Raw genomic sequence first — 26,941 nt, forward strand, 5'->3', positions numbered from 1 at the left:
GCCTTGGCAAAATAACAGCAAGTTACCATTGCTTACAAAAAAACCATGGCTAAAAACCATGGTTTTTTTCATTTCCCCCTTGAGACCGCCTATATAGTTATCGAAGAGCAAATTCCCGGGCACCGTTTTTGCTGCCACCTTCGATTACAATGACGCCTACTTTATGTTGCTACAGTTGCCATAATGGCGACGTCGTGCGTTACCAAGGATATTCATGCTCGGCCTGACCTCTGTTTGTGTTTTTCTCTTTTCGGCATTGGCGCTGGCAGTCAACAGCGGATATTCCCTTGGCGCGCTGGTGCTGCTGCTGGCCAGCAGCTGGCTGCTGTGGAAACGCCCCCGTCTGAATCTGCAGCGCCGCGATTACCTGATGCTCGGCACGCTGCTGCTGTACTTCTTCATTTTTACGGCCAATATGTTGTACCACGGCGATCCGGCGCGCGAACTCGACATCCCCCTGCGAGCGCTGCTGGCTGCGCCGGTCATGCTGCTGCTGATTGCCTATCCGCCGCGGCCTGCTGCATGGTGGAGTGGATTGGCAATTGGTGCCACAACTGGCGCTGCGCTGGCCTTCTCGCAGTTTCTCGCCACCAACGCCACACGCCCACAAGCGGCGACCAGCAATCCTATCCATTACGGGAACGCCAGCATGCTATTTGGCATGCTGGCGTTGTCAGGACTCGGCTGGGCCCGTGAGCAACGCCACTCGACCGCCTGGACATGCCTATTGCTTGCGGGCGGCCTGGCCGGCGTTTTTGGCTCCGTTATCAGTAGCAGCCGGGGCGGTTGGGTGGTACTGCCTATCTGTCTCGTGATTATCGCGGTACATCACGCCAAACAGCATGGAAAACGCTACCGGATCGCCATGTTTACCTTGTTGCTTGCAATAATCGCAGCGGCCTATGCAATGCCAAGCTCGCTTGTCTACCAGCGCGCGATCATTGCAGTTTCTGAACTGGAAAAATTCGAAAGAGCCGGCGATGCGGCGACATCTGTGGGGCAACGACTGGAGATGTGGCATACCGCGCTGGAGATGTCCAAGCAGAATCTCTGGCTGGGTATGGGGCGCACAGGCTATCTCGCACAAAAGCAAGAGCTCGTGGCCGAAGGAAAGATGAGTACCTCTATCAGCGCTTATACCAACGCCCACAATGACTATCTCGACGCCTTGGTCAAGCGCGGCATCCTCGGCCTGCTGGCTTTGCTGGCACTATTTATTGTTCCGCTCACCCTGTTTGGGTATGCTCTGCGCCACAACCTTCCAAGTGCACGGCCATATGCCCTCGCCGGCGTAATATTGTGTACCTGCTATCCTGTTTTTGGCCTGACGACGAGCTCGCTCACCCTGAATATCGGCATCATCATGCTGGTCTTCCCGATGGTGATACTGTGGGCCATGCTGCGTCAGCAAGAACGCGTTGCCTGAGCTCGTTTTTCGCCTGACCGTTTTTGCTGCCCCCTGCAAGGAACCATACCGATGCTCACGCCCGACCTGAAAAGGCTCACCGCACTGCACGCGCCCTACAAGAAACATCTGGCCCTGGCCCTGCTGGCGATGGTCGTCACGGCGGCCACGGAACCGCTGCTGCCGTATGCGCTCAAACTGCTGCTCGACAATGGCTTTGGCGGCAAGGTGAATTTTTCCTTCTGGCTCGTGCCGCTGATCGTCATCGGCATCTTTGCCATGCGCGGCGCGTCGACGTTTGCCAGCAGCTACCTGATGAGCTATGTCTCCACGCGCATCCTCAACGAGTTGCGGCGCAGGATGTTTGCCAGCATGCTCAACTTGCCCATCGACTTCTACAACACCCACACGGTGGGCAAAGTCATCAACTCCATCATGTTCGAAGTGCAGCAGATCATCGAGATGGTGACCAAGGTGTTTACGTCGATCGTGCGCTCCTCGCTGACCGTGCTGGGCCTGCTGGCGTGGCTGCTGTACCTGAACTGGGTACTGACGCTGGTGACCCTGGTGCTGCTGCCCCTGCTGACCATCGTCGTACGCACCACGGGCAAGCGCCTGAAAAAACTCAACCGCGACTCCCTGGCCGTCAACGCGGAGCTGACCCAGGTCATCGAGGAAACCACGCGCGCCCAGCAAGTGATCAAGATCTTCGGCGGCCAGGACTACGAAAAGTCGCGCTTCGAAGAGCGTGCCGAGCAATTGCGCCGCTACAGCATGCGCATGACCACCACTTTTTCCGCCACCGTCCCCATCACGCAGGTGATCACGGCCGCCGCCGTGGCCCTGGTCATCGTGATGGCCCTGTTCCAGTCGGAGCAGGGGCAGATCACGGTCGGCGGGTTTGTGTCCTTCATCACGGCCATGCTGATGCTGCTGACGCCCTTGAAGCAACTGGCCGAAGTCAACGGCCCCCTGCAGCGCGGCATGGCCGCCGCGGAAGAAGTCTTTTTGCTGATCGACAAGACGCCGGAACGCACGGGCGGCAAGCCGCTCGCCGGGCGCAGCAAAGGCCGCATCGAGTTCAGGGACGTGAGCTTTGCCTATCCCGGGCATCCGGAACCGGCGCTGCAACACATCGATCTGAGCATCGCGCCAGGACAAACGATCGCCTTTGTCGGCATGTCCGGCGGCGGCAAATCAACCCTGGTCAGCCTGCTGCCCGGCTTTTACTCGGCCAGCAGTGGCGAGATCTTGCTCGATGGGCAGAATATCGATGCCATCGCCCTGACGAGCCTGCGCAGCCAGATCGCCATGGTCAGCCAGCAAGTCGTATTGTTCGACGATACCCTGGCCGCCAATATCGCGTATGGCGATGCGGCGCCGGACCGGCAACGCATCGAAGCGGCTGCGGCCGCCGCCTTCCTGTCGGACGTCATCGACGGCTTGCCCGACGGCCTGGAAACGCGCTTGGGCGACAACGGCTCGCGCCTGTCCGGCGGCCAGCGCCAGCGCGTGGCCATCGCCCGCGCGATCTACAAGGATGCGCCCATCCTGATCCTCGATGAAGCGACCTCGGCACTGGATACGGAAGCGGAACGGGCCGTGCAAGCGGCGCTGGAACATCTGATGCAAGGTAAAACCACCCTCGTTATTGCTCATAGGCTATCAACAATTGAACGTGCGGACCGTATCGTGGTATTGTCACATGGGAAAATAATGGAAACCGGCAGTCACCAGCAGTTATTGGATGCCAACGGCGCCTATGCCAATCTGCATCGCCTGCAGTTTTCCCAGCAAATGGTTTGACGCCATCGAATGAATACCTGAAATCGTACTGATACATGACGCCTTTGATTCCCGCCGAACTTCTACAAAAGTCGGACAAAATTCTTTTCATCGCCCATCTGGCGCTGGGAGACTTTACCTACCTGCAAAACGGTTTCCGCGCCTTTGCCGCGGCCTATCCCCATATCCAGATCCACCTGTGGGTCGACGAAGTCCGCCGCACGTCCGACGCGAAACAATGGGAAAGCCTGCGCACCTATTCGCTGTATGACTGGGTAGAGCAGTCGGGCCTGTTCGCCAAGGTGTACCGCAAGACCTACAGCCCGGCGCTATACGAAGAATCACTGCGCGAAGCCAAGGCGGAACACTATCCTGTCGTCGTGTCTCTGGCCCACGTACGGCCACAGCAGTACGCGGATCTTGCCCGCGCGATCAGCCCGCACGGGCTGGTGATCGGCACGCGCAAACCGTTCAGCCCGCTACGCCCCTGGCATTACCTGGCCTATCGCAAGATCGATGCCGTGCTGGCCTCGTATGCGGGACAGGATGCCGGCGAGCACCATATCAGCAGCGTGTATGCGGACTGGTTCCATCAATTGACGGGAATCGACATTCCCGTGGCCGAACGCTATCCCTTCGTGCACATTCCCGAGCAGGCGCTGCAGCAAGCGCAGGCGCAGCTGGCCACCTGGGGCTTTGCCCCGCGCCAGGGTCCGCTCGTACTCCTGAACCCGTTTGCCAAGTCGCACAAGCGCGGCTGGCCGCTGGAACGCATCGCCGAGCTGATCGCGCGCATGCAAGCGATGCCGAAGTGGAAAAATGCCTGCTTCCTGATCAATGCCATGCCGCAGGAACTGGCCAAGGTCGATGCGGTCGTGCAGGCGCGTGGCTTGCCGCGCACGCAAGCCTTCAGCGCTGTCGACAACTTTTTCCAGCTGCCCGCCATGCTGGCGCAATGCGACCTGATCATTTCGGTGGAAACGTCGATCATGCACCTGGCGAACGCCGTGCATGTGCCGGTGGTGGCATTGATGCGCAAGAAGAATCCGGAATGGGCGCCGTTCGACAGCGCCAACAGCACCGTCATCACGGTGGCGCGGCGCAGCGACTGGGTCAAGGCGATCTCGGTCGACCAGGTATTGCAGACCATCGCCTAGACAACGCTGCAGTGGCTAACCGGTGCCCAGCATGCTGATGCGCACCAAGTCGGCCACATTGTCGACGCCCAGCTTGTCCATCAGGCGCGCCTTGTGCACTTCCACCGTGCGCACGGAAATGCCCAGTGCCGGGGCGATATCTCGGTTGTGCTGGCCTGTTACCACCAGATGCATCACTTCCCGCTCGCGCGGCGTCAAGGCGCGCAGCAAGGCTTGCCCCTCCACCTGGCGCAGCAATTGGCCGCGCGCATGCGCCTCGCGCGAAAACGCTTCATCGATGGCTGCCAGCAACTTGTCGTGGTCAAACGGTTTTTCCAGGAAATCGCTGGCCTGCGCCTTGAAGGCCTGGCGTGCCAGGGCGACGTCGCCGTGTCCCGTGATAATGATGACGGGCAGCATGCATTTGAGCTCCAGCAAGCGGCGCTGCAGGCTCAGGCCATCCATGCCCGACATGCGGATATCGACCAGCAGGCAGCCAGCCCACTCGGGACGCCAGCTGTGCAGGAAATCCTCGCCGCAGGAAAACAGGGCCGTGCGGTAGCCGCGTATGCCCAGCAGCAAACCCAGCGCATCGCGCACGGCGGGATCGTCGTCGACGATAAACACCGTCAAATTACTTGTCACCATACTCTCCTGTAGCGGCCGCACTGGCGCGTGCCAGGGGCAGGACAAAACGAAAAATGCCATGCTTGCCCACTTCGGCCCATAACTGGCCGCCATGCGCTTCGACGATGCTGCGGCTGAGCACCAGCCCCAGACCCAGGCCGCTGGCCTTGCTCGAGACAAACGGTTCGAACAGGCGCGCCGCCAGGTTATTGGAAATGCCGGGGCCGCTATCTTCCACGGACAGGCGCAGCCGCCCGCCTTCGAGCCGCTCGGCCGAGACCGTGATGCGGCGCCGTCCGCGCGGCTGACCCATCACCGCATCCTGCGCATTGGCCAATAAATTACGTAACACCAGCTCGATTTGCAGGCGGTCGGCGTTGACGGCCAACGGCGACGGCGGCACCAGCACCAGTTCGATGCCATGTTCATGGAACAGCGGCGTGAACTGGCGCGCCATGCCCTCGATCAAGGCGCTCGCCTCCACCGCTTCAAGCTGCATCGCGCCCGTGCGGAAAAAGTCGCGCAGGCGGCGCACCACGTCCGCGGCGCGTCCCGATTCCACGATCATGTGCCCCACCGCGCCCTGCAGCAAGGCGCCCGTTTCGCCCCGCTCCAGCAAGTATTCGCACGCCTTGCCATAGGTCGACAAGGCCGTCAGCGGCTGGTTCAGCTCATGCGCGAGCGCGGCCGCCATCTCTCCTGCGGCCGCCAGGCGCATCGTGTGTTTCAGTTCGTCGGCCACCTGCCGCATCTCATCGACGACGATGCCGATAAAAAATCCCACCAGCGCCAGCACGGCATCGAGCAGTTGCAATTCATAAAACTGGATATCGACCGCATGCGTCCATTTCACCAGGGTGATAATGCACAGTTGCAATACAAACACGGCCAGCACGGCGCCATGCAATCCCTGGCGCGAGGCGGCCCAGATCACGGGGAGAAACAGGAAGTAGAAATGCTTGTATTCGGAACGCACGATGGAACCGAAGAGGCTCCACAGCACAAAACTGGCGAGTGCCAGATACGCCAGGGTTTCCCAGCGCCAGACGGCGGCATGCAGGCGCTCGCGCCCCCGTTCGCTGAACAGCACCCAGATCAGCGGCATCGACACCAGCATGCCGACCATGTCGCCGATGCCGAAACGCCAGACTGCCGTCCCCCATTCGCCGGCCGGGATGCGTCCCGTCAGCGACAGCAGGGAAATATAGCCGAGCGCATTGAGCACGGTGCCAAACAGCACGATGGCGACCCAGGCGCTCAGGCGGCGCCGGTTGTCGAAGATGTCGCTGCTGCTGAAACTGCGGCGCAAGACTGCGCCCATACTGCCATAGCCGAGCACCAGCCACGCCGAACAGAGCAAGGTCAGGGGCAAGCCTGCCGGCATGCCGCGCACCAGTACCTCGCCTGCCACCAGGGCGATAAACCACGGCAGCGCCGCCTTGCGGCCGTGGATCAGCCAAAATACCAGGCCCAGCGCGGGATCGGGATTCCAGGGGGTGATGTTCAGCCCGTACATCGGGTCGATATACGTGGCCCAGTCAAACAGCAGATACAAGCCGACAAAGGCGGGATACGGCAGGTAGCGGGACAGAAATAGGCGCATAACGGTGTTTTTTTAACTGTCCCGCATTATGCATCGCAAGCGTGCGCCACGCCATGCCAACTTGCGTTATAAGCACATGAAATAATTTTCATGCAATATCGCAAGGCACGCAGGCGGCGTCAGGCTTCGGCCAACGGCAAGCGCACTTCCACCAGCAAGCCCAGGCCGCCATTACCTCTGTGCAACTGAATCGTGCCGCCGTGCTGGCGCACGACGGAAGCGACGATGGACAAGCCCAGGCCGCTGCCTGGCTGCACCTGCTGCGGCGCGCGGAAAAAGCGGTCGAACACGCGTTCATACAGGGCCGGCGCGATGCCCGGCCCCTGATCGGCCACATGCAGCACGGCCTGGCCCCGCTCCGCGTGCAGCGACACCGTCACGCTGCTGCCGCGCGGGCTGTACTTGATGGCGTTTTCCACCAGATTGTCGATCAGCGAGACCAGGCTCTCGCGCTGTCCGGCCACGCTGAGCGAAACGCTGGCTTGCAACTCGAGTTCGATATCGCCCGCCTGGGCCAGGCCGGACAGGGCCGCCAGCCGGTCTTGCAGCAAGGTATCGAGCGCCTGCCGCCGCGGCAACTCGCCCCCGCCCGCCTGCACTTCGCTGCGCGTCAGCTGCAGCAGCTGGCCCACCAGGCGCGCGGCCCGGTTGCCGCTGTTCAAGATACCGTCCAACAGCTCTTGCTGGCGTGCATCATGCGCCTGCCCCTGCAGAGCCTCGACATTCACGCGCATGGCCGCCAGTGGCGTGCGCAGCTCATGCGTGGCATCGGCGATGAAGCTGCGTTCGCGCGAGGCACTGGCATCGACCCGCTGCAGCAGGGCATTGATATTGTCGACCAGCGCCGCCAGTTCGCCATGCGGCGGCTTGAACGCCAGCGGACGCAAATCCTGCGGCCCGCGCGCCGCCACCTCCTGCGCCACCTTGCGCCATGGGCGCATGGCAAGGCGGATCGACAGCCAGGCCGGCACCAGCAGGAACGGCAGGCTGATCAGCAGCGGCAGTAGGTAGTAGCCACGTGAATTGATCGTGACGAAAAATTGCCAGGCGCCCCCCACTTCCAGCACGGTCACGCGGGTTGTCCCTTCGGCCAGGCTGCGGCTGCGCCAGGCCTGGCCCTTGATATACACCACTTCCATCTGCTCGGGGCCGGCGCTGCGGATGCCGCTGGGCGCCGCGGGGGACTTGTAGACCAGTTTGCCTTCGCGCCAGACCAGGATGCGCGGCGCCAGCTCAGGTACCTGGCCCATTTCAAATTCCTCGCGCAAGGCTTCGTCGATCGCGCGCAAGCTTTGCTCCTGGCGCTGCGGCTGCTCGGCCAGGTTATCGGCCACGCTGATAATGGCGTGCAGGACGCCGCGGCTCACCGTGCTCGCTTCGCTCGTCCCCTCGAACAGCACATACGCCACGGCCAGGCTCCACAGCACGGTCAGCATCAGCATTTGCGCCATCATCAGGCGGCGCACCAGGGTAGGCCGGCGCAGCATGGCCCAGAAACGCCCCATCATGCGCCAGCACCCGGCGGGGGGGATGTCTCGCCCTGCTGGTCGATGACATAGCCAACGCCGCGCACGGTACGGATATAACCTTCGCCTATCTTGCGGCGCAGGTTGCCCATATGCACATCCAGGGTATTGCTGGCATTGGCCAGCCCGCCGGGCAGGATGTGCTCTTCCAGCACGCGGCGCGTGATGACCCGGTTGGCGCGCATCAGCAAGGTTTTCAGCAGGGCATATTCACTGGCCGTGAGCTCCACGGGCCGGCCATGCACGCTGACCCTGCGCGTGGGCACTTGCAGCAGCAAGCCGCGCAATTCGATGGTGTCGCCATCGAAGCCATAGCTGCGGCGTGCCAGGGCGCGCACGCGCGACAGCAGCTCGGCCAGCACGAACGGCTTCACCAGGTAGTCATCGGCGCCACCGTCCAGGCCACGCAAGCGCTGTTCCAGCGTATCGCGGGCGCTGAGGATCAGCACCGGCAGGCGCGCCGCGCGCAGCCGGGCCAGCAAATCGAGGCCATCGCCATCGGGCAAGCCCAGGTCCAGCAGCACCAGTTCGCAACTGTCGTGCTCGATGCTGCGCGCCGCATCCTCCAGGCTGCGCACCCAGACCACTTGCATGCCCTGGTCGCGCAGGGCAATCCGCACGCCATTGCCCAGGTCCATATCGTCTTCAATCAGCAGTATCTTCATGGGGAGTATTAAACCACCGCAAGCTGAAGAATGGGTAAAGAAGCGTTCTTCATCCAATCTTAATAAAAGGCTCATTTTTCCTTCATGGCAAGGATGAATACTGTCGGCTGTCAATCGAGCCACTCCGGACTCGGTTCTCCACCTGACGGAAAACTCCATGCACGCATCTACAACCTTGTTGACCTCGCTGGCACTGGCCTGCGGCCTGAGCTTGAATCCCCTGGCCGCCGCCGCGGCCGAACCGGCGGCGGAAAATGTCTTCACCATCGGCGGCGGCGTCGCTGCCGTGTCCAGCTATTCCGGTGCTGACAAGCTGTCGGCCTCGCCGCTGATCATCCTCGACTACGCCATGGCCAATGGCTTGTTCTTCAGCACTTCGCGCGGCATCGGTTATGGCGGCCAGGCAGGCCCCTTCAGCTACAGCGCCGCGCTGGGCTACCGCGGCAATCGCGAAGACCACAAACGCAATGGTGCCAACGGCTGGGGCGGCAGCGATTATCTGAAGGGCATGGGCGAAGTCAAGGGCAACGCCAGCGCCCTGCTCAGCGCGGGCTATTCGCCCTTGCCGGGCCTGTCGCTGAGCGTGTCGAGCGACATTCCCCTGTCGAATCGCGAAAATGGCGCGAATGTGCATTTCGGCGCAACAGGCCAGATCTATGGCCGGGCCGATGCCAGGGGCATGCAGCAAGACAGCGTGAACATCAGCGGCCAGCTCGGCTGGGGCGAGCGCAAGTACGTGCAGACCATGTATGGCGTGACGGCCACCCAGGCGGCGAATACCTCGTTCAAGCAATACACGCCCAAGGGCGGTTTCTATGAAGCACAGGCCACCATCAACTGGGAGCACCGCTTCGATGCGCGCTGGGGCATCAATACCCTGGTCGGCGTCGAGCACCGCATGGGCGACGCGGCCAAGAGCCCCATCGTGCAGCGCAAGACATCGCCGATCGGCGCCGTGTATGTCACTTACCGCTATTAAAACCGGGGCGGCATAAGGGGAACCCGTACGCTGTTTCGCCAATTTACACAGGGGGATGGCATGGATAACATGACATGGTTTTCCGACTATGGCCATCCCTTCCATGCATGCATCGCGCCTTGCCCCGCAACGTCACCGCGCCCCGGACAGCGCCGCGGGCGCGGGCGGCAAGACGGGCCAGGATACCTTGCTGCTGCTCTTGCCCGTCAAGCGCGCCAGCGACATCATCTACGGCGCGCGCTACGCCAGGCGCCTTCAGGAATGGGGGATACAGGTCAGCGTCAGCCTGCTGCACGTCACACCGGCGCCATCGCGCCGGACCGATGGCTTGCCCCGGCACAGTGCCGGCGCATGCCATGCGCTGGACCTGGCCACGCAGCAGATGATGCACGAGGCGGGCCTGTATCTGAGCCGTTCGCAGCTCGCCTTCAGCACCCATATTGTCGCCGGCGAGCTGCTGTTTACGATCCTCGATACGGCTGAACTGCTCGGTTGCCACGAAATCGTCCTGCCGGCCCTGCGGCACTGTGCCTGGCAGCGCCGCTTTGCCGGAGCGCTGGCATCCAAGCTGGCGCGCGCCACGCGCAGCGCCACGGTATTGCTGGCCGATACCGACGGCATGAGCGGGCCGCCGCCTGCCTGAAGCGCCGTCGGCGCCCGGCCATCCACATACACATGGAAACTCTTTGATGACACAAGCTATTACCCTGCACGCAGGCCTGAGCAATATGCCGCCAGGCATGTCACGCGTGCGCGAGCTGCTCAAGCTGCAATTGCGGGCGCAGCTGCAGCGCCGGCAGACGCGCATCTGGTTGCAGCTGCTCAATTCCCATCCCGTGTTCCAGGACTTGCTGCAAGCCTATCCGCGCATGATGCACAAGGTGTACCGCCATTACCTGAGCACGAACCTGTCTTGCCGCCAGCGCGTCGCCTTGCTGGTCGAGCACTATCATTTCATCCTGCAACAAGGCTGGGGCAAGCTGATGGCGCAGGCGGCGCGCGCGCCGGTGCGGCTGGGCTGCGTGCCGGGAAAATCGGGCGCGCCCTACCACCTGCAGCTATGTTCGCTGCAACCGATGGACCGCGAAGGCGAGATGGTCCTGCAACTGGCCCACGGCGATGACGTGATCTACTCGGTCGCGTTTACCTTTTTTGGTTCCCGCGCGCGCGCCAGCATGGGCGTGGGCATCGGTTGCATCCAGGGTCCGCGCGGCGCGGAAGGCTTGCGCCGCGTGCGCGAGGCCACGCGCGACCTGCATGGCATGCGTCCCAAGGCCCTGATGGTGCGCCTGGTGCGCCAGCTGGGACATGAACATGGCTGCCGCAACATGGTACTTGTAGGCAACGCCAACCGCGCCGTCCATCATTCCGCAAAAAAGGGCCGCCTGTTCGCCGACTACAATGCCCTTTGGCAAGAACTCGGCGCCCAGCCACGCAAGGATGGCGATTTTGAGCTGCCATGCGAAAACTTGCCCTTGCTGGCCCTGGAAGACATTCCCTCGAAGAAGCGCTCGGAAGCACGCAAACGCCACGAACTGACGCTGGCCATGATCAGCAGCCTGCGTAGCGGCCTCGATGCCCATCGCAGCCCGGTGCAGGTCGCCACGGCAGGCACTGCGGCAGCCGCCAACGCGGTACGGCAATCGGCCGATCTGGACGACGACTACGCTTCCGCTGTCGCCTGAGCCCCCCCCGGCCACCGCACGACGCCCCGCCCCCGCATCGTTGCTCGCCGTCATTGCCGCACCGCCGCTCCTCCTCCTGCAGCACACGCTTCAACACATGCGCGGCACAATCCTGTTACGCTAGCGCTATCGGTATGCACATGTGGTGCGCCGGTTCCCCCAACGCTTACTAGGAGGCATTCATGCGCGTAGACATCTACCGCCGGGCCGAGCACGACGGCATTTTTTCCTACCTCGCCGTGCCGGAAGGAAAGCTCATTCCGGAAGAAGTTACCAATACCGACTGGCAGCTGGAGGTACGCGCCAGCGAAGTGGCCGACGATGCCCAGGCCTTGCCCAACTACCATATCGAACAGCCGCACCAGCAGATCGCCGCCAAGGGCTATGCGATCACGGGCCTGAAAGACATGTAAACGAAAAAAGCCAAACCAGCATGTCTGCGGTTTGGCTTTGTTTTACGCGCCGGACGGTGCCGGTCAGTATTCGACCGCCACTTCTTGCGCACCCAGCATTTGCTCCAGCGCCATCTGCAACTCATCCGATGGCGCCACTTTCCACTCGTCACCAAACTGCAGCACGCAACTGACGCCCTGCGGGCTGACCTTGGCTGCGATCGGCAGTCCGTCCGCAGCCCGGTGCGGCGTGATCACGTCGCTGATGCGTTTCATGTCCAGCGTCGTGGGCAGAGTCAAGCCCAGCTGGCGGCCATACTGCACCCGCGCGGCGATGATGTCGAAAGCGCTCTCGGCGGTGATGCGCAAGCCGCCCGAAAAACGGTCTTCCGACACCTTGCCCACGACGGCCAGGAATTCATCTTCCTTGAAGATTTTCCTGTTGGCGTCGAACAATTCGCCATACACCGTCACTTCCACCGTGCCGCTCTTGTCGTCCAGGGTGACGATGAGTATCTTGCCGCGCTGCGTCATCTGCGTGCGCAAGCCCGTGATGACGCCAGCCATCATGCGCGGTTCGCGCGACGGCGACAGTTCCGACAATTTCGTGCGCGCAAAACGGCGCGCCTCGGGCGCATACGAATCGAACAGGTGGCCGGACAGGTAAAAACCCAGCGCGATCTTTTCTTCCGTCAATCGCTGCTTATCCGTCCACACGGGTACCTTGACGTACTCGGGCGGCGCCACCATGTCGCTGTCGTCACCGCCGAACAGGCTCACCTGATTTGCCGCCTTGGCGGCCTGGTCGGCGCATTCCATGGCGAACGCCACGGAAGCGAGCAGGATGGCGCGGTCGACCTTCAGGCAATCGAAGGCGCCGCTGCGGATCAGGGACTCGATGGTGCGGCGGTTGATCTGCTTCTTGTCCACGCGCTTGCAGAAATCGAACAGGCTCGTGAATGGCCCGCCCGCCTCGCGCGCGGCGATGATGGCTTCGATGGCGTTCTGGCCGGAGCCCTTGACGGCGCCCAGGCCATAGCGGATCTGCGTGACTTTCTTGCCGCTCACGGACGGCGCCTCGCCGCTCGGTGTGAAACGGTAGTCCGATTCGTTGATATCCGGCGGCAACAAGGTCAGCTTGCAGATTTCCAGCGAATCTTCCACCAGGATCTTGATCTTGTCCGTGTCGTCCATGGCCAGCGACAAGTTGGCGGCCATGAAGGCGGCCGTGTGGTGCGCTTTCAGGTAGGCCGTGTGGTACGACAGCAAGGCATAGGCGGCGGCGTGCGACTTGTTGAAACCGTAGCCGGCGAACTTTTCCATCAAGTCGAAGATTTCGTCGGCCTTTTCCGCCGTCAAGCCATCTTTTGCGGCACCGGCGCGGAAGATCTCGCGGTGCTCGGCCATCTCTTCGGCTTTCTTTTTACCCATCGCGCGGCGCAGCATGTCGGCGCCGCCCAGCGAGTAGCCGCCGACGATCTGCGCCATCTGCATCACCTGCTCCTGATACACCATGATGCCGTAGGTTTCGGACAGAATCGATTCCGTGCGCGGATCGGGATAATCGAAGCGCTCGCCGTGCTTGCGCTTGCAGAAATCCGGAATCAGGTCCATCGGGCCCGGACGATACAGGGCCACGAGCGCGATAATGTCCTCGAAGCGGTCGGGCCGCGCATCTTTCAGCATGCCCTGCATGCCGCGCGACTCCAGCTGGAACACGGCCACGGTCTTGGCCTTGGTCAGCAAGTCATACGACGGCTTGTCGTTCAGCGGCAAGGTCGCCAGGTCGAAGTTCGCTTGCGCAGGATCGAGCTGCTTGATGTAGCGCACTGCGCGGTCAAGGATGGTCAGCGTAGTCAGACCCAAAAAGTCGAACTTCACGAGGCCGACGGCTTCCACGTCATCCTTGTCGTACTGCGACACGACGCCCGAGTCGCCGCCCTGCGTGTACAGCGGACAGAAATCCGTCAGCTTGCCGGGCGCAATCAGGACGCCCCCCGCGTGCATGCCGATATTGCGCGTGATGCCTTCGACTTGCTGCGCCAGGTCCAGCAGCTGCTTGACCTCTTCCTCGTTTTCCAGGCGCTCCTTGAGCAGCGGTTCCTCTTCGATGGCGTCGGCGATCGACACGGGTTTGCCGGGCTTGAACGGAATCAGCTTGGAAATGCCGTCGCAGAAGTTGTAGCCGAAGTCCATCACGCGGCCCACGTCGCGGATCGCGCCCTTGGCCGCCATGGTACCGAAGGTGGCGATCTGCGAGACGGCCTCCTTGCCATACAAATCCTTGACGTGCTGGATGACGCGGTCGCGCCCTTCCTGGCAAAAGTCGATATCGAAGTCGGGCATGGAGACGCGTTCGGGATTCAAGAAGCGCTCGAACAGCAGGTTGTACTGCAATGGATCGAGGTCGGTAATGAGCAGCGAATACGCCACCAGCGAACCCGCACCCGAACCGCGGCCCGGGCCGACGGGCACGCCGTTTTCCTTGGCCCACTGGATAAACTCGGCCACGATGAGGAAGTAGCCGGGAAATTTCATGTTGCAAATCGTGTCCGTCTCGAACTTCAGGCGCGACTCGTAGCGCGGGCGCTCCTTTTCACGGCGCTCGGGATCGGGATATAGCTGTAATAACCGTTTTTCCAGGCCCGCCTGCGATTCGGCGACGAGGAACTGGTCGATCGTCATGCCGTCCGGCGTGGGGAAGTTCGGCAATTGCGGCTTGCCCAGGGTCAGGGTCAGGTTGCAGCGCTTGGCGATTTCCACGGAATTGGCCAGCGCGGCCGGCAAGTCGGCGAACAGTTCCGCCATGTCGGCCTGCGACAGGAAGCGCTGGCTGTCGTTAAAGCGTTTCACGCGCTTGGCGTTGGCCAGCATTTCGCCTTCGGCGATACAGGTCCTGGCTTCGTGGGCAATAAATTCTTCAGGGGAAATGAATTGCACGGGATGCGTGGCCACCACGGGTAAACCGAGCTTGGCTGCCAGGGCCACTGCATGGCGCACCTGCGCCTCCTGGTTGGCCTGGCCGCCGCGCTGGATTTCGATATAGAAATGGCCGGGGAAAATCTCGGCCCAGCGCTGCGCATTGCGCTCGGCCAGGGCCAGGTTGCCATTCTCGATGGCCGTGCCGACATCGCCGAAGTGCGCGCCCGACAGCACGATCAAGCCATTCGCCGCGCTTTCGCCCGGGTACAGATCGTAGGTATTCGTCGCCAGCGCCTGCAGCCACTCGATGCGCAGTTCGGCGCGGCCCTTGTACTGGTTCGTCAGCCAGGCCGTCGACAGCAATTCGCACAGTTGCAGATAACCCATGCGATTCTTCGCCAGCAGCAGCAAACGCGACGGTTTTTCGCGGTTGTCGTCATTCGTGATCCACACGTCGACGCCGACGATGGGCTTGATGCCCTTGCCGCGCGCTTCCTTGTAGAACTTGACCATGCCAAACAGGTTCGACAGATCGGTGACGGCCAGCGCCACCTGCTTGTCCTTCGCCGCCGCCTTGACCACGTCGTCGATGCGCACCAGGCCATCGACGATCGAGTACTCCGAGTGCACGCGCAAGTGGACGAAGGCAGGACCGGGCTGCATCGCTTGCTGTGAACCTGCCGGAGCGCCGGCCTCTTGCATTACCATTTCCATCCTGTGTACCGTTTCGTGCAAAATTCAATGGGGTCTATTCTACCGCGTCGCGGCCCCGGACCGGCGGTGCGGCCCTCGGTTGCGGGCAAGAAATTCCTGCCGTGCACAGCCCGCCGGCACGGCAAAACGTGGCTGGCCGGGTATCCTGCCTGGCCTGTCGGGCTTATAATATCGGCTGTTCAGTCTAACCCGATCGCCATCATGCAAGCCATCACCCCAGCAATACCCGCCGTTTCCGCCGCCGTCAGCCCGCCCGCCGCCGCGTTCGTCAATATCGCCGCGTATAAATTCATTACGCTCGCCGATACGGAAGCCATGCGTCCCTTGTATCAGGAGCAATGCCTGGCACTGGAACTGAAGGGCACGATCCTGCTGACGCCGGAAGGCATCAATATGTTCCTGTCCGGCACGCGCGAGCATATCGATGCCTTCCTCGCCTGGGTCCGCAGCGACGAGCGTCTGGCCGATCTGGAATGGAAGGAAAGCTTGTCGAATGAGCAATCACACAAGCGCATGCTGGTCAAGCTGAAAAAAGAAATCATCACCATGCGCATGCCGCTGATCAAGCCGGAACTGGGCCGCGCCCCGTCCGTCGATGCGCATACGCTCAAGCGCTGGCTCGACGCCGGCGTCGACGATGCAGGCAAACCCGTGGTCATGATGGAAACGCGCAACGCCTTTGAAGTGGACGTGGGCACATTCAACAACACGCTCGATTACCGCATCGACAAGTTTACGGAATTCCCGGCCGTGGCAGCCGCCCACAAGGATGAACTGGAAGGCAAGACCGTCGTCACCTTCTGCACGGGCGGCATCCGCTGCGAAAAAGCCGCCATCCACATGAAGGAAATCGGCTACGACAGCGTGTACCAACTCGACGGCGGCATCCTGAAATATTTCGAGGAAGTGGGCGGCGAGCACTACACGGGCGACTGCTTCGTCTTCGACTACCGCACCGCCCTGAACCCGAAACTGGAACCGACGGAAACCGTGCAGTGCTTTGTCTGCCGCGCCGTCGTCACGCCGCGCCAGCAGCTGGCGCCGGAATACGTGTATGAGGTGTCTTGCCCGCATTGCTACAGCAAGCACGTCGAATAAATTACAGGTAATTTACCCGACGCCCCCTAGAACCGGCTTACTCAGCCGGTTTTTTTGACTTGGTCGTCACCCATTGGCGCGCCAACACAAGTAATCCGGAAAGTAATACGCCTCCCAGGAAGCTCATCATCAAAGCGGTCGAGAGTCTGGTCGACGGATGTTCCGGCAAGCTCGGTCCCGCAATGAAACGGCTTTTCTCAAGATACACATTCATGGCACTTTGATTATCAATGGTGATTTGGTTGTAAACCTCCTTCACCAACTCATCATTCAAATCCTTGCTCTTGAAGACCCCTTCTTTGATCTCCTCCAGTGCGCGCAACACTGTTTCACCGGATTTATTGTTGTCGATTAAAACTTTGGCCTTATCGTAATATTCACGCATCAACAAGTTCTGCTTTTTTTCGCGTTGAAATTTGATGATCGACTCATTCGCCGACAATGCTTCCAATTCTGTCGACATAAGATGGGTTACTGGCGACAAGTAGCGGGAATTCTCCTCCGTAATGGTGACCACTTGCCTGTTTCCTTGGTTTACCGCATCCGGATAATGGCTGACGATCTGCTTCAACGCGCCACCTTTACGCTGGTAACTTTCAAGCTTATCTTTAAGATCGATAATCTGATTATCCAGGCGAGTGATTCTTGTCGTAATTTCAGCATGCTTAAACCGCAAGGCATCGGAATAAATCAGATACACGATACTATCCATTGCATACCGCCCCAGAAACGCAACCATCGCCTGTGCATCGGCAGGATTACGTGCCTCAAAATTGATGCGCAAGCCAATCACGTTATTGTCGCTATCTTTCGGCGGTTCCATCAATTCTTTAGCATCGATTTTGGTAAATGGATATACCGGCTCAATAATCTTTCCAATGCCATCACGCGAGAAGAACGCCTTGCGCAGCTCACTCAGTGCAGGATCGCCCTGCAGCTTGTTTTGCACTACAAAATCATTAAACCGGCTACCGGTGGTGTAGGCAGCAGCGTAACGTTTATAGTCCGCCAAGGAAATTCCATTCGCTGGCTCCTTGGTCTTGGCATCCATGTCGGTTTTGACAATCAATGGAATCGGGCCACCAAACTGCAAAAATCCATCGCTGCGGTATTTAGAGAAATACATCGTGCTCGATACGCCCAATATCATGATCAGCGCCGTGCCACCCACTAATGTCTTACGACCATTCCACAATATGGAAAATACTTCGCTCCATACGATAGGTTCATCGTTGCTATTTCTTTTCAATTCAGGCATATCATCTAATTTTTTCATAATTCTCTTCAAATATTTCATTAACCGCTACTAAGTCAATTGACCACCGACACGCACCTTTTCTTAAAGTCAACGTGCCAATGTAACCACCGGCTTGTAATCGCATGCAGTCCGGCTATATTGTACTGACCAAAGCAGGTCCTCAATACCGCACTGCGGTGCATATTCACGCACAATCCGCAACAACAAAGCACGTATTTGTTCATGGTCAAAATTATTACAAGCCTCGGTCATTTCGTTCAACATTGGCTCCAATTGTTGCCAAGGAATTTCCGACTCTTGCGCCCGCATAATCAGTGGATGTTCAGTCCCTTCCACATTCTCACCAATCAACAATTCCTCATACAGCTTTTCTCCCGGCCGCAAGCCCACATGGTGAATCTCAATCGTTCCGTCAGGGGTCGACTCGCTTTTCACTTCCAGTCCACTCAAGTGAACCATACGCTTGGCGAGATCAACAATCTTTACCGGATCACCCATGTCCAGCACAAATACATCTCCACCAGCCCCCATCGCTCCCGCCTGCAATACCAGTTGAGCCGCTTCAGGAATCGTCATGAAGTAACGGGTTATCTCCGGGTGCGTGATGGTAATGGGACCACCTGCCATAATTTGCTTGCGGAACAACGGCACGACAGATCCTGAAGAACCCAGCACATTCCCGAAACGCACCATGCAAAAACAGGTATGCGTTTGCTTGCGCGAAAATGCCTGCAAAATCAATTCGGCCATCCGTTTTGTCGATCCCATAACATTCGTCGGACGCACTGCCTTGTCGGTCGAAATCAATACAAAACGCTTCACGCCAGCCGATACCGCCGCCTGTGCCAGGCTCCATGTGCCAAGCGCATTATTGCGAATACCATCGATCGGATTATGTTCGACCAGTGGCACATGCTTGTAGGCCGCAGCATGATAAACCGTCTCGACATTGAAGCTGCGCAAAATCTTCTCGCACTTCTCCGTTTCCAGCACCGACCCCAAAAAGGGGAGCAATTCCACCTCAATGTGCAAGGACTTGCGCAAGGCTTGCAGTTCCTGCTCAATGGAGTACAGCGCAAATTCCGACATTTCCAGCAAAATCAGGCGCGCTGGCTGCTGGCGCAATATTTGACGGCACAGTTCCGATCCTATCGACCCCCCAGCGCCACTCACCATCACGGATTTTCCAATAATGCACATGGCCATCAATTCGTGGTCAGGCTCGACCGCATCCCGTCCCAGCAGATCCTCGATCTCGATTTCACGAATATCTTGTACCCTCGCAATACCACTCACCAGACTCTTGATTGGCGGCGTCACGAGTGTTTTGATCTTCAAGGGTTCCAACTGGTCCAGGATGCGACGTTGCTGTGCCTTGGATAGTGAGGGCATCGCAACCAGAATCTTGCTAATCTGTTTATCGACGATCAAATCCGGCAGCGCCTCTGGTGCATAAACACGAATACCGCCCAGAGTTGCTCCTTGCAATTCTTTCTTATCATCAATAAAAAACAGTGGGCGATATTCACCAGCACCGTTCAGAGCTTGGGCCAATTGATTTCCGGAACTTCCCGCACCGTAGATGGCAACCCGCACGCCACCGTCGGTTCTCGCTGTCCGCACAAAATAGGCACGCGCAAAGAATCGACTGGCCAACATGTACATGATGGCGTTCACCCAATAAATGCCAAACACGCCCCGCGACAAGCCATTGAGCCCGCTCACGAACGCCGCCAATGTCACCAGCACGGCCACAGAGAGGGTCACTCCTATCATAACCACATAGACAATCTTGTAGTCGATGAAACGGATGACGGCCCGGTATAAACCAAATCGGATAAAAATCGGAATGGCCACCAGTGGCGCTGCAATGATCAGCCACACATATGGCCGGAACAAGGCGAGGTTGAAGCCGTCAAAACGCAAAAAAATCGCCACGCAAAAAGTAAATGGCAGGAAAAACATATCCACCATCATCGCGACGATTTGTTTACGTAACCGCGAAAAACTTAATAACGGTTTCATTAATTATTACCCATCTAAATATAAACTATGGCGCGTTCACGGGCCAGAACGGCATCGCTAAAATTCACGCCAGCACCGTCGTCGACATAGGCGCTGTACCAAATACGCTGCAAGCAGTTAACGCGATGCCTCGGCAAATACCGCTCGTATCACTTCACCGACCGCCCGCATATACTCGGGCGCCAACGTAGGATGAACCAAGAACATCAGGCTCGTCTCCCCCAGCTCATGTGCCACTGGCGTGTGCACGGCACGCTTAGGCAAGCTCTCGAATGCTTTTTCAAGATGTATTTCACTGCAAGAACCGGAGAAGCAAGGTACACCTGCGGCATTGAGTTCAGCCATGAGACGGTCGCGGCTCCAACCCGACGCAAGGCATTCCGGCTTTACGAACACATAATACTTATAGTAAGCATGGCCAATCTCGGGCGGCGGCAATGTCAGTCGCAGCGCGGGAATCGTGGAAAACACCTCGGTCAAGAAAGCGGCATGCTGTTTGCGCGTGATGATCCAGTCATTTAATTTGGCAAGTTGCAGGCGACCTATCGCCGACTGTACCTCTGTCAAACGCCAATTCGTTCCGAAGGTTTCTGTCAACCAGCGGAATCCTGGTGGGTGCTCGCGCCGGTAGACAGCATCGTAGCTTCGACCAATATCTTTGTAAGCCCAGGCCTTTTCCCATACAGCCTCGTCGTTGGTGGTCATCATCCCACCTTCGCCTCCGGTTGATATGATTTTGTCCTGGCAAAAAGAAAATGCCGCCGCATGACCGATCGACCCGACTTGACGTCCCTTGTAGGTGGCGCCATGCGCTTGTGCGCAGTCCTCGATCACCTTCAGATTAAATTCTTCGGCCAGGGCCATGATCGCGTCCATGTCGCATGGCCAGCCAGCCAGATGCACAACCAGAATGGCTCTGGTTTTCGGCGTGATTGCAGCACGAATCGCAGCAGGCGAAATATTTTGCGTGTCGCGGTCAACGTCGACGATAACAGGCACGGCACCGCGCATTACTGCACAGCTTGCCGAAGCGATATAAGTACGACTGGTGGTAATAACCTCATCACCGGAACCGATGTCCAGTGCATAAAGTGCAAGCTCCAGCGCTACGGTTCCATTGGCAACTGCAATGGCATGCTTGCTCCCGACATAGGCGGCATATTCACGCTCAAAAGCCCGGCCGGTATCGCCAGTCCAATAGTTAACTTTCCCTGATCGCAATATATCCGTGACGACAGCAATTTCGTCTTCCGGATAAACAGGCCATGCAGCAGGAGGAGGTAATGTAGATTTCATCTTATGATCCATGATGCCAGCCAGGCTGGCGAGTTTTAATCACTTTGGCGGGAACGCCAACAACGGTAACGTCAGATGCGACGTCATGTATAACAACGGTTCCGGCGCCGATAATCGACCAGGGACCTATACTTTTCCCCTGGATAATGGCGCTACCGATTCCCAAATCGCAACCTTCACCAACTTGCACTGCGCCAGAAATATTGACTGACGGTGCAACAGTGACGTAGTCATGAATGTGTGCATCATGAAAAATCGCAGCACCAACATTCACGATAACATGCTTGCCAATCACAATATCCGTAGTCAAGCGCGCGCCTGCACAAATAATCGCACCATCGCCGATCGCTACGCGATTTCCGATCCAAGCCTGCGGATGCACCAGTTTATGAAATTTTACGTCGCAGCTTTGTTCAATGCGCGCAACGATTTTTTGTCTTGCGATCGTATTGCCAATCGCAATGACAACATGTACATCGATATCACTGTGCTGCTCCAGCCATTCCAGTCCACCCAGTACGGGAAATCCATGCACATCGCATCCATGGTTCTCCCGCTTTTCGTCTAGAAAACCAAGAAAGTTGAACTCAGGTGCCACTGCATTGATATCCTCGACAATCTGATGCGCCTCGCGTCCCATGCCGCCAATTCCAAAAATCACCAGGTTCTTATACATTAGCTTTTTTCCTTGCTACCACCTTGAAAGCGTGGCATCGTCTCCACTCCTTCAGCGCTAATGCCTTCTTTAACCAGCACTTTCTTTACTGTAAGAAACAATATTTTCATATCCAAAAGAAATGACTGATGATCTACATACCAGACATCCAGTTCAAATTTTCGTTCCCAGCTAATAGCATTACGTCCATTTACCTGCGCCCAGCCTGTGATACCTGGCCGTACCAGATGCCGACGAGCCTGCTCTGAGGAATAGAGTGGCAAATATTCCATCAATAATGGCCTTGGACCTACTAGACTTACATCTCCTTTCAATACGTTGAACAATTGAGGCAGCTCATCGAGACTGCTACGCCGCAGAAACTGGCCAAAACGCGTCAAACGTATCTCATCAGGCAACAATTCACCAATTGCATTTTTTTCATCCGTCATGCTACGAAATTTATAGACGGTAAACGGCTGTCCATGCAACCCAGGACGTATTTGCGAGAACAAGACAGGGCTGCCAAGAAATAGGCGGACCAGCAATGCCAGTACGATGATCAGAGGCGACAGCACAATGATCGCGAACAAGGCCGCCATGAAATCAAAGGTTCTTTTCAACATATGCATCACTACTTTCCAGCATTTTTTTTGGAAAACAAAACATGCTCAAAAACCTTGATGAAGGCGGCCACACCAACACTCAAGGAAAGCTTGTTCTTATAGAACTGAGCAGCCTTCTGTCCCATCGTTTCGCGCTCGGGCAACGGCAACCGGGCCAGTTGCAATACGCCTTGCGCAATCGACTCAGGGTCCTCTGGTATCGCCACGACACCGGCTTCCGCTTCACGCAACAAGTCAGCAGCGTCACCCCGCACTGCCATGATAATTGGCCGCCCAACAGCAAGATAAGCTTGTGTCTTGGATGGAATCGTGATGGAGAACAAAGGATCATCCTTCAGGTGCACCAGCAAGGCATCTGCACGGGCCAATACTTCGCCAACCTCGTTCATCGGCATGCGAGGCACAAAACGCAAGTTCTGCAAGTTATACCGCGCGCATAATGCCTTCAGGTTTTCCACCTCAACCCCGCCACCAACCAGTACAAATTGCACACGGCTCTCTTCCGCCGCCACCAGCTGCGCAGCAGCGATGACCGCCTCCAACGCCTGTGCCTTTCCCATATTCCCCGCGAATACCACATTAAAGCGGCCATTCATAAAGGACAGGTCAGCAACCCCGCCCACTGGCGCTTGCAACCCAGTCTCATCACACCAATTGTAGATGAGCGACATTTTCTTCTCGGGCACCCCACGCTCGGCCAACAGACTCCGAAAGCCCGGCGACAACACAACAATATGGCTGGCTCGGCGATAAATCCAGTTACACACAGCCCCCGCGACACTCAATATGCGGGGATTGCCGATCATGCCCGTCGCCTTCAGGGTGTCTGGCCACAGATCCTGGATATCATAGACAAAAGGTGTACGCCGGAACCAGCCGATCAAGGCGCCGGCGACACCCACCGTCATTGGCGGATGATAAACGTAGATGATATCCGCCTTGCGCGCCATGAAAATCCCGTACAGGCTGGACGACAAAGCAAAGCTAAAGTAATTCAACAGACGTTTCAAGGCAGAGCTATCATGGCTAGCATAAAGCGGTACGCGTGCTATCCGCACACCGCCGATGCTTTCGCGATGGCACCACGACTGACGATAACCGGCATAGATCTTTCCCTCAGGATAATTGGGGAAACCAGTAACGACCTCGACTTCATGTCCGAGTTCCTGCAATTTTTGGGCAAATAAAAGCCCCTTGAAGGTTGGCTCTGGATCAAACCACTGGGTTAACAAAAGAATACGCAAGGGGTTCCTTTTCCGTGAACGGGCTTATGCCTTCTTCCACACCACGCGATTAACGTAGTCGGTATAGCTATGAATAATGCGCAGCACTTTTTCCGATACGTTTGGCATGCTGTAATCGGCAATCTGGCGCAAATTGCGCTGCGCGCCACGAGATTGCGTTTCCAGAATCGCCAATGCCTGCAAGATACGCTCGCCATCCAGGCCGGTCATCATCACCGACGCTTCTTCCATGCCTTCGGGACGTTCATGAGCCTCACGAATATTGAGCGCAGGGAAGTTCAGGATCGAAGACTCTTCGGTAATAGTGCCGCTATCAGACAATACAGCACGCGCACGTGCCTGCAGATGGACATAGTCCTTGAAGCCCAGCGGCTTGAGCAAGCGCACCAGCGGATGAAAGACAAAACCCTTGGCATCAATGCGCTTTTGCGTGCGCGGATGCGTCGATACAATGACAGGCAACTGATAGGTTTCCGCCACCAGATTCAGTGCCTGCATCAGCTTGAGAAAATTGACATCCGAATCGATATTTTCCTCACGATGTGCGCTGACCACAAAATACTGTCCCTCCTCCAGGTCGAGGCGTGCCAACGCGTTCGAGGCATCGATGCCCGGCATATAATGGTGCAGGACCTCAAACATCGGGCTGCCAGTCTTGATGATGCGGTCGGGCGGCAAACCTTCGCGTAACAGGTACTCGCGTGCGATATCGCTATAGGTCATATTAATATCGGCAGTATGGTCGACAATCTTGCGATTCGTCTCTTCTGGTACCCGCTGATCGAAACAGCGATTACCCGCCTCCATATGAAAAATAGGGATCTTGCGACGCTTAGCAGGAATCGCAGCCAGACAACTATTCGTATCTCCTAAGATCAACACGGCATCCGGTCGTTCCTGCTCCAGCACCGCGTCCACCGCGATGATGACTTTTCCGATGGTTTCTGCCGCGTTGCTTCCTGCAGCATTCAAAAAATGATCGGGCTTGCGCACTTCCAGATCCTGGAAAAAAATCTCATTTAGCTCGTAATCATAATTCTGTCCAGTATGCGCGATCACATGATCGCAATGCCGATCCAGTACGGCCATGACACGCGACAAGCGAATGATTTCCGGACGTGTGCCAACCACTGTCATTACTTTTAATTTTTTCATCTTTAAACCTTGTACGTGATAGTGTCTGGATGTGCCCGGTCAAATATCTCATTCGCCCACAGCATCACGATCATTTCCTCCTCACCGATATTGGTAATATCGTGCGACCATCCAGGAATGGTTTCCACAACTTGCGGAGTCTCGCCGTCCGTGAGCAGCGTGTAGGTTTCGCCAGTATCGATCTGACGGAATCCAAACCGTGCACGTCCTTTTATGACAAGAAATTTTTCTGTCTTGGTATGGTGATAATGTCCACCACGGGTAATCCCGGGATGTGCCGTGAAGTAGGAAAATTGCCCAGCATCGCGGGTTTTGAGCATCTCGACGAATACGCCGCGCGGATCCGCATGGCGGACCAAAGGATATGCAAACTGCTCCGGGGTGAAATAACTGATATAGGTGGAATACAAGGCGCGTATCAGACCTGTTCCCACAGCCTCGATGACCATGGACGTACGGCTGTCACGAAACGCCTGCAGCTGTTGAGCAAGTGCACCCACAGTAATTGCATAGACAGGCGCGACCTCGCGCTCCCCGGCCCCTGGCTGAGTATCGAGTACGCGCAAAAAGTCAGTAATCACATCATCGACATACACCAGCTGCAACGGCACGGCCGGGTCATTGATCTGAATCGGCAAACCATGCGCAATATTGTACGAAAATGTCGCGACAGCAGAATTGTAATTAGGGCGGCACCATTTACCGAACACATTCGGCAAGCGATATATATAGATTCGCGCCAAGCCCTCAGACGACAGCGTCCGCAACGCATCTTCCGCGCTACGCTTGCTGACGCCATACGGATTGTCGCGGCTGGCCTGGGAAGACGAGGTATACAGGACAGGGACACCACGTCCATCAGCGCGTACGATTTCGCAAAGGCGCTGCGTCAGGTCGGCATTTCCCTCGACAAACTCGGCTTCATTTTGTGGCCGATTTACGCCAGCCAAGTGAAAAATGAAGTCGGCCTCGGCCACCTTCTCTGCCAAGGAAGACAGCACTTCCCCACGTACGAAAGTGAGGACATCAATGTCGCCGCGCTCGCGCAAGCGGATCAACAAATTCTTGCCGATAAACCCATTTGCGCCAGTAACAAGTACTTTCATGGCATCAGCTTTCTGCAACAGCATTTTCGCCGCGGACAATACTCTTGATGAATTCCAGTTTCATCAGGAGTGCCTGCATGCCCTTCACGTCAAGGCGGTGCGTATTGTGCGAGTTATAGTCCTCTGCGGTCGAAATCTTCTGCTCGCCGTGCTCGACAAATTTTCCGTAATTCAAATCCCTTAAATCAGGGGGAACACGGAAATAATCTCCCCGATCCTCCGCCGCAGCCATTTCTTCACGGCTGAGTAAAGTTTCGTAAAGCTTCTCTCCATGGCGCGTGCCGATGATATCCACCTGATGGCCAGCCTTGTCCAGCAATCCCAACAATGCTTGCACGAGTGTATCAACTGTGGCAGCTGGCGCCTTTTGCACAAAAATGTCACCATTGCTGCCATGCTCGAAAGCGTACAGCACCAAATCAACGGCATCTTCCAGGGTCATCATAAAACGCGTCATCGCCGGGTCAGTAATCGTGAGCGCGGCCCCGGCCCGTATTTGATCGACAAACAACGGAATAACGGAACCGCGCGATGCCATCACATTGCCGTAGCGGGTACCGCAAATGACCGTCTTGGCATCATCCACATTGCGAGACTTGGCTACCATGACCTTTTCCATCATGGCTTTGGAGATGCCCATGGCATTAATCGGGTAGGCAGCCTTGTCCGTGCTGAGACAGACTACGCGGCGTACGCCATTCTGAATTGCCGCCTCCAGCAAGTTTTCAGTTCCGATGATATTGGTCTTGACAGCTTCCATTGGATGAAATTCACACGATGGAACCTGCTTTAATGCCGCAGCATGAAAAATAAAATCAACCCCACGCGTGGCATTGAGAACACTGGAATAGTCACGCACATCGCCAATATAAAATTTCAGCTTCGGATGATTGTACTTCTTACGCATGTCATCCTGCTTCTTTTCATCTCGGCTGAAAATCCGTATCTCACCGATAGACGTATCCAAAAAACGCTTCAACACAGCGTTTCCGAATGAACCCGTTCCGCCAGTAATCAACAAAACCTTGTCTTTAAACAT

The 26,941-nt window shown here is 57.5% G+C and carries 22 protein-coding genes; 8 read left to right on the forward strand and 14 right to left on the reverse strand.

The genetic code is table 11. From position 1 onward, the window contains the following. The first annotated feature begins 214 nt into the window (after positions 1-214). Genes LSO07_RS24855 through LSO07_RS24865 form a run of 3 tightly spaced genes read left to right on the forward strand, consistent with a single transcriptional unit; the run spans position 215 to position 4,347 of the window. Positions 215-1,426, forward strand: a complete 1,212-nt coding sequence (locus LSO07_RS24855) for an O-antigen ligase family protein (RefSeq protein ID WP_151096873.1) — start codon at positions 215-217, stop codon at positions 1,424-1,426. A gap of 51 nt (positions 1,427-1,477) precedes the next feature. Further along, positions 1,478-3,211, forward strand: coding sequence for a lipid A export permease/ATP-binding protein MsbA (gene msbA / locus LSO07_RS24860; protein ID WP_151096874.1), 1,734 nt, complete (start codon positions 1,478-1,480; stop codon positions 3,209-3,211). Between the two features lie 35 nt (positions 3,212-3,246). Further along, positions 3,247-4,347 carry a glycosyltransferase family 9 protein gene (locus LSO07_RS24865; RefSeq protein ID WP_151096875.1) on the forward strand — a complete coding sequence of 367 codons (1,101 nt, stop codon included), beginning with the start codon at positions 3,247-3,249 and terminating at the stop codon, positions 4,345-4,347. Between the two features lie 15 nt (positions 4,348-4,362). Here LSO07_RS24865 and LSO07_RS24870 read toward each other — a convergent pair whose 3' ends face one another. The 4 genes from LSO07_RS24870 to LSO07_RS24885 all read right to left on the reverse strand — a co-directional run bounded on the left by LSO07_RS24870 (position 4,363) and on the right by LSO07_RS24885 (position 8,747). Continuing rightward, a complete protein-coding gene (locus LSO07_RS24870; RefSeq protein WP_034786674.1) occupies positions 4,363-4,974 on the reverse strand; it encodes a response regulator transcription factor in 612 nt (203 codons plus the stop codon). Then, a complete protein-coding gene (locus LSO07_RS24875) occupies positions 4,961-6,556 on the reverse strand; it encodes an ATP-binding protein (RefSeq protein ID WP_151096876.1) in 1,596 nt (531 codons plus the stop codon). Before LSO07_RS24875 ends, LSO07_RS24870 begins: the two co-directional genes overlap by 14 nt. A gap of 119 nt (positions 6,557-6,675) precedes the next feature. Then, positions 6,676-8,064, reverse strand: a complete 1,389-nt coding sequence (locus tag LSO07_RS24880; protein ID WP_081345478.1) for an ATP-binding protein — start codon at positions 8,062-8,064, stop codon at positions 6,676-6,678. After that, positions 8,061-8,747, reverse strand: coding sequence for a response regulator (locus LSO07_RS24885; protein WP_070254281.1), 687 nt, complete (start codon positions 8,745-8,747; stop codon positions 8,061-8,063). Before LSO07_RS24885 ends, LSO07_RS24880 begins: the two co-directional genes overlap by 4 nt. Positions 8,748-8,904: 157 nt before the next feature. On the opposite strand from LSO07_RS24885, the gene LSO07_RS24890 reads away from it, so the two are divergent. The 4 genes from LSO07_RS24890 (at position 8,905) to LSO07_RS24905 (ending at position 11,824) form a co-directional block, all read left to right on the forward strand. Continuing rightward, entirely contained in the window at positions 8,905-9,726 is an 822-nt protein-coding gene (locus LSO07_RS24890) for a MipA/OmpV family protein (RefSeq protein WP_151096877.1), read from the forward strand. A gap of 88 nt (positions 9,727-9,814) precedes the next feature. Beyond that, entirely contained in the window at positions 9,815-10,369 is a 555-nt protein-coding gene (locus LSO07_RS24895) for a universal stress protein (RefSeq protein ID WP_151096878.1), read from the forward strand. A 46-nt stretch (positions 10,370-10,415) separates the two neighbouring features. Beyond that, complete coding sequence (locus LSO07_RS24900) at positions 10,416-11,411, forward strand: VirK/YbjX family protein (RefSeq protein ID WP_151096879.1); 996 nt, start codon at positions 10,416-10,418, stop codon at positions 11,409-11,411. Between the two features lie 182 nt (positions 11,412-11,593). Beyond that, positions 11,594-11,824: a DUF6139 family protein gene (locus LSO07_RS24905; RefSeq protein WP_034786466.1), complete on the forward strand. Its 231-nt coding sequence runs from the start codon at positions 11,594-11,596 to the stop codon at positions 11,822-11,824. Positions 11,825-11,887: 63 nt separating this feature from the next. Here the strand turns inward: LSO07_RS24905 and dnaE are convergent, their stop codons facing one another. Next, positions 11,888-15,427, reverse strand: a complete 3,540-nt coding sequence (gene dnaE, locus LSO07_RS24910) for a DNA polymerase III subunit alpha (RefSeq protein WP_151096880.1) — start codon at positions 15,425-15,427, stop codon at positions 11,888-11,890. Between the two features lie 213 nt (positions 15,428-15,640). Between dnaE and LSO07_RS24915 the strand changes: the two genes are divergently transcribed. After that, entirely contained in the window at positions 15,641-16,537 is an 897-nt protein-coding gene (locus LSO07_RS24915; protein WP_151096881.1) for a sulfurtransferase, read from the forward strand. Between the two features lie 37 nt (positions 16,538-16,574). Here LSO07_RS24915 and LSO07_RS24920 read toward each other — a convergent pair whose 3' ends face one another. From LSO07_RS24920 to LSO07_RS24960, 9 genes are all read right to left on the reverse strand, one after another. Further along, positions 16,575-17,813 carry a lipopolysaccharide biosynthesis protein gene (locus tag LSO07_RS24920; protein ID WP_151096882.1) on the reverse strand — a complete coding sequence of 413 codons (1,239 nt, stop codon included), beginning with the start codon at positions 17,811-17,813 and terminating at the stop codon, positions 16,575-16,577. A 69-nt stretch (positions 17,814-17,882) separates the two neighbouring features. After that, a complete protein-coding gene (locus LSO07_RS24925; protein WP_151096883.1) occupies positions 17,883-19,820 on the reverse strand; it encodes a polysaccharide biosynthesis protein in 1,938 nt (645 codons plus the stop codon). Between the two features lie 117 nt (positions 19,821-19,937). Then, positions 19,938-21,116 carry a DegT/DnrJ/EryC1/StrS family aminotransferase gene (locus LSO07_RS24930; RefSeq protein WP_151096884.1) on the reverse strand — a complete coding sequence of 393 codons (1,179 nt, stop codon included), beginning with the start codon at positions 21,114-21,116 and terminating at the stop codon, positions 19,938-19,940. 1 nt (position 21,117) lies between these two features. Further along, positions 21,118-21,792, reverse strand: coding sequence for an acetyltransferase (locus LSO07_RS24935; protein ID WP_151096885.1), 675 nt, complete (start codon positions 21,790-21,792; stop codon positions 21,118-21,120). Beyond that, positions 21,792-22,397 carry a sugar transferase gene (locus LSO07_RS24940; RefSeq protein ID WP_151097954.1) on the reverse strand — a complete coding sequence of 202 codons (606 nt, stop codon included), beginning with the start codon at positions 22,395-22,397 and terminating at the stop codon, positions 21,792-21,794. The genes LSO07_RS24935 and LSO07_RS24940 overlap by 1 nt, the downstream gene beginning before the upstream one ends. An 8-nt stretch (positions 22,398-22,405) precedes the next feature. After that, a complete protein-coding gene (locus tag LSO07_RS24945; protein ID WP_151096886.1) occupies positions 22,406-23,641 on the reverse strand; it encodes a glycosyltransferase family 4 protein in 1,236 nt (411 codons plus the stop codon). A gap of 24 nt (positions 23,642-23,665) precedes the next feature. After that, positions 23,666-24,796 carry a non-hydrolyzing UDP-N-acetylglucosamine 2-epimerase gene (gene wecB, locus LSO07_RS24950; protein WP_099378153.1) on the reverse strand — a complete coding sequence of 377 codons (1,131 nt, stop codon included), beginning with the start codon at positions 24,794-24,796 and terminating at the stop codon, positions 23,666-23,668. Positions 24,797-24,798: 2 nt separating this feature from the next. Then, the gene (gene wbjC, locus LSO07_RS24955) at positions 24,799-25,926 is read right to left on the reverse strand and encodes a UDP-2-acetamido-2,6-beta-L-arabino-hexul-4-ose reductase (protein WP_225317415.1); all 1,128 of its coding nucleotides are present in this window, start codon (positions 25,924-25,926) and stop codon (positions 24,799-24,801) included. Next, entirely contained in the window at positions 25,907-26,941 is a 1,035-nt protein-coding gene (locus LSO07_RS24960) for a polysaccharide biosynthesis protein (protein WP_151096887.1), read from the reverse strand. The genes wbjC and LSO07_RS24960 overlap by 20 nt, the downstream gene beginning before the upstream one ends.

The sequence above is a fragment of the Janthinobacterium sp. PLB04 genome (assembly GCF_021165895.1).
In the GTDB taxonomy this organism is placed as follows: domain Bacteria; phylum Pseudomonadota; class Gammaproteobacteria; order Burkholderiales; family Burkholderiaceae_D; genus Janthinobacterium; species Janthinobacterium lividum.

Coding starts and splice junctions, on each gene's coding strand:
- msbA (WP_151096874.1), top strand. CDS start 1,478: ATGCTCACGCCCGACCTGAAAAGGCTCACCGCACTGCACGCGCCCTAC.
- LSO07_RS24875 (WP_151096876.1), bottom strand. CDS start 6,556: ATGCGCCTATTTCTGTCCCGCTACCTGCCGTATCCCGCCTTTGTCGGC.
- LSO07_RS24885 (WP_070254281.1), bottom strand. CDS start 8,747: ATGAAGATACTGCTGATTGAAGACGATATGGACCTGGGCAATGGCGTG.
- LSO07_RS24880 (WP_081345478.1), bottom strand. CDS start 8,064: ATGATGGGGCGTTTCTGGGCCATGCTGCGCCGGCCTACCCTGGTGCGC.
- LSO07_RS24855 (WP_151096873.1), top strand. CDS start 215: ATGCTCGGCCTGACCTCTGTTTGTGTTTTTCTCTTTTCGGCATTGGCG.
- LSO07_RS24920 (WP_151096882.1), bottom strand. CDS start 17,813: ATGAAAAAATTAGATGATATGCCTGAATTGAAAAGAAATAGCAACGAT.
- LSO07_RS24890 (WP_151096877.1), top strand. CDS start 8,905: ATGCACGCATCTACAACCTTGTTGACCTCGCTGGCACTGGCCTGCGGC.
- LSO07_RS24940 (WP_151097954.1), bottom strand. CDS start 22,397: ATGTTGAAAAGAACCTTTGATTTCATGGCGGCCTTGTTCGCGATCATT.
- LSO07_RS24870 (WP_034786674.1), bottom strand. CDS start 4,974: ATGGTGACAAGTAATTTGACGGTGTTTATCGTCGACGACGATCCCGCC.
- dnaE (WP_151096880.1), bottom strand. CDS start 15,427: ATGCAAGAGGCCGGCGCTCCGGCAGGTTCACAGCAAGCGATGCAGCCC.
- LSO07_RS24895 (WP_151096878.1), top strand. CDS start 9,815: ATGGCCATCCCTTCCATGCATGCATCGCGCCTTGCCCCGCAACGTCAC.
- LSO07_RS24900 (WP_151096879.1), top strand. CDS start 10,416: ATGACACAAGCTATTACCCTGCACGCAGGCCTGAGCAATATGCCGCCA.
- LSO07_RS24960 (WP_151096887.1), bottom strand. CDS start 26,941: ATGTTTAAAGACAAGGTTTTGTTGATTACTGGCGGAACGGGTTCATTC.
- LSO07_RS24865 (WP_151096875.1), top strand. CDS start 3,247: ATGACGCCTTTGATTCCCGCCGAACTTCTACAAAAGTCGGACAAAATT.
- LSO07_RS24935 (WP_151096885.1), bottom strand. CDS start 21,792: ATGTATAAGAACCTGGTGATTTTTGGAATTGGCGGCATGGGACGCGAG.
- LSO07_RS24925 (WP_151096883.1), bottom strand. CDS start 19,820: ATGAAACCGTTATTAAGTTTTTCGCGGTTACGTAAACAAATCGTCGCG.
- wecB (WP_099378153.1), bottom strand. CDS start 24,796: ATGAAAAAATTAAAAGTAATGACAGTGGTTGGCACACGTCCGGAAATC.
- LSO07_RS24915 (WP_151096881.1), top strand. CDS start 15,641: ATGCAAGCCATCACCCCAGCAATACCCGCCGTTTCCGCCGCCGTCAGC.
- LSO07_RS24930 (WP_151096884.1), bottom strand. CDS start 21,116: ATGAAATCTACATTACCTCCTCCTGCTGCATGGCCTGTTTATCCGGAA.
- wbjC (WP_225317415.1), bottom strand. CDS start 25,926: ATGCTGTTGCAGAAAGCTGATGCCATGAAAGTACTTGTTACTGGCGCA.
- LSO07_RS24905 (WP_034786466.1), top strand. CDS start 11,594: ATGCGCGTAGACATCTACCGCCGGGCCGAGCACGACGGCATTTTTTCC.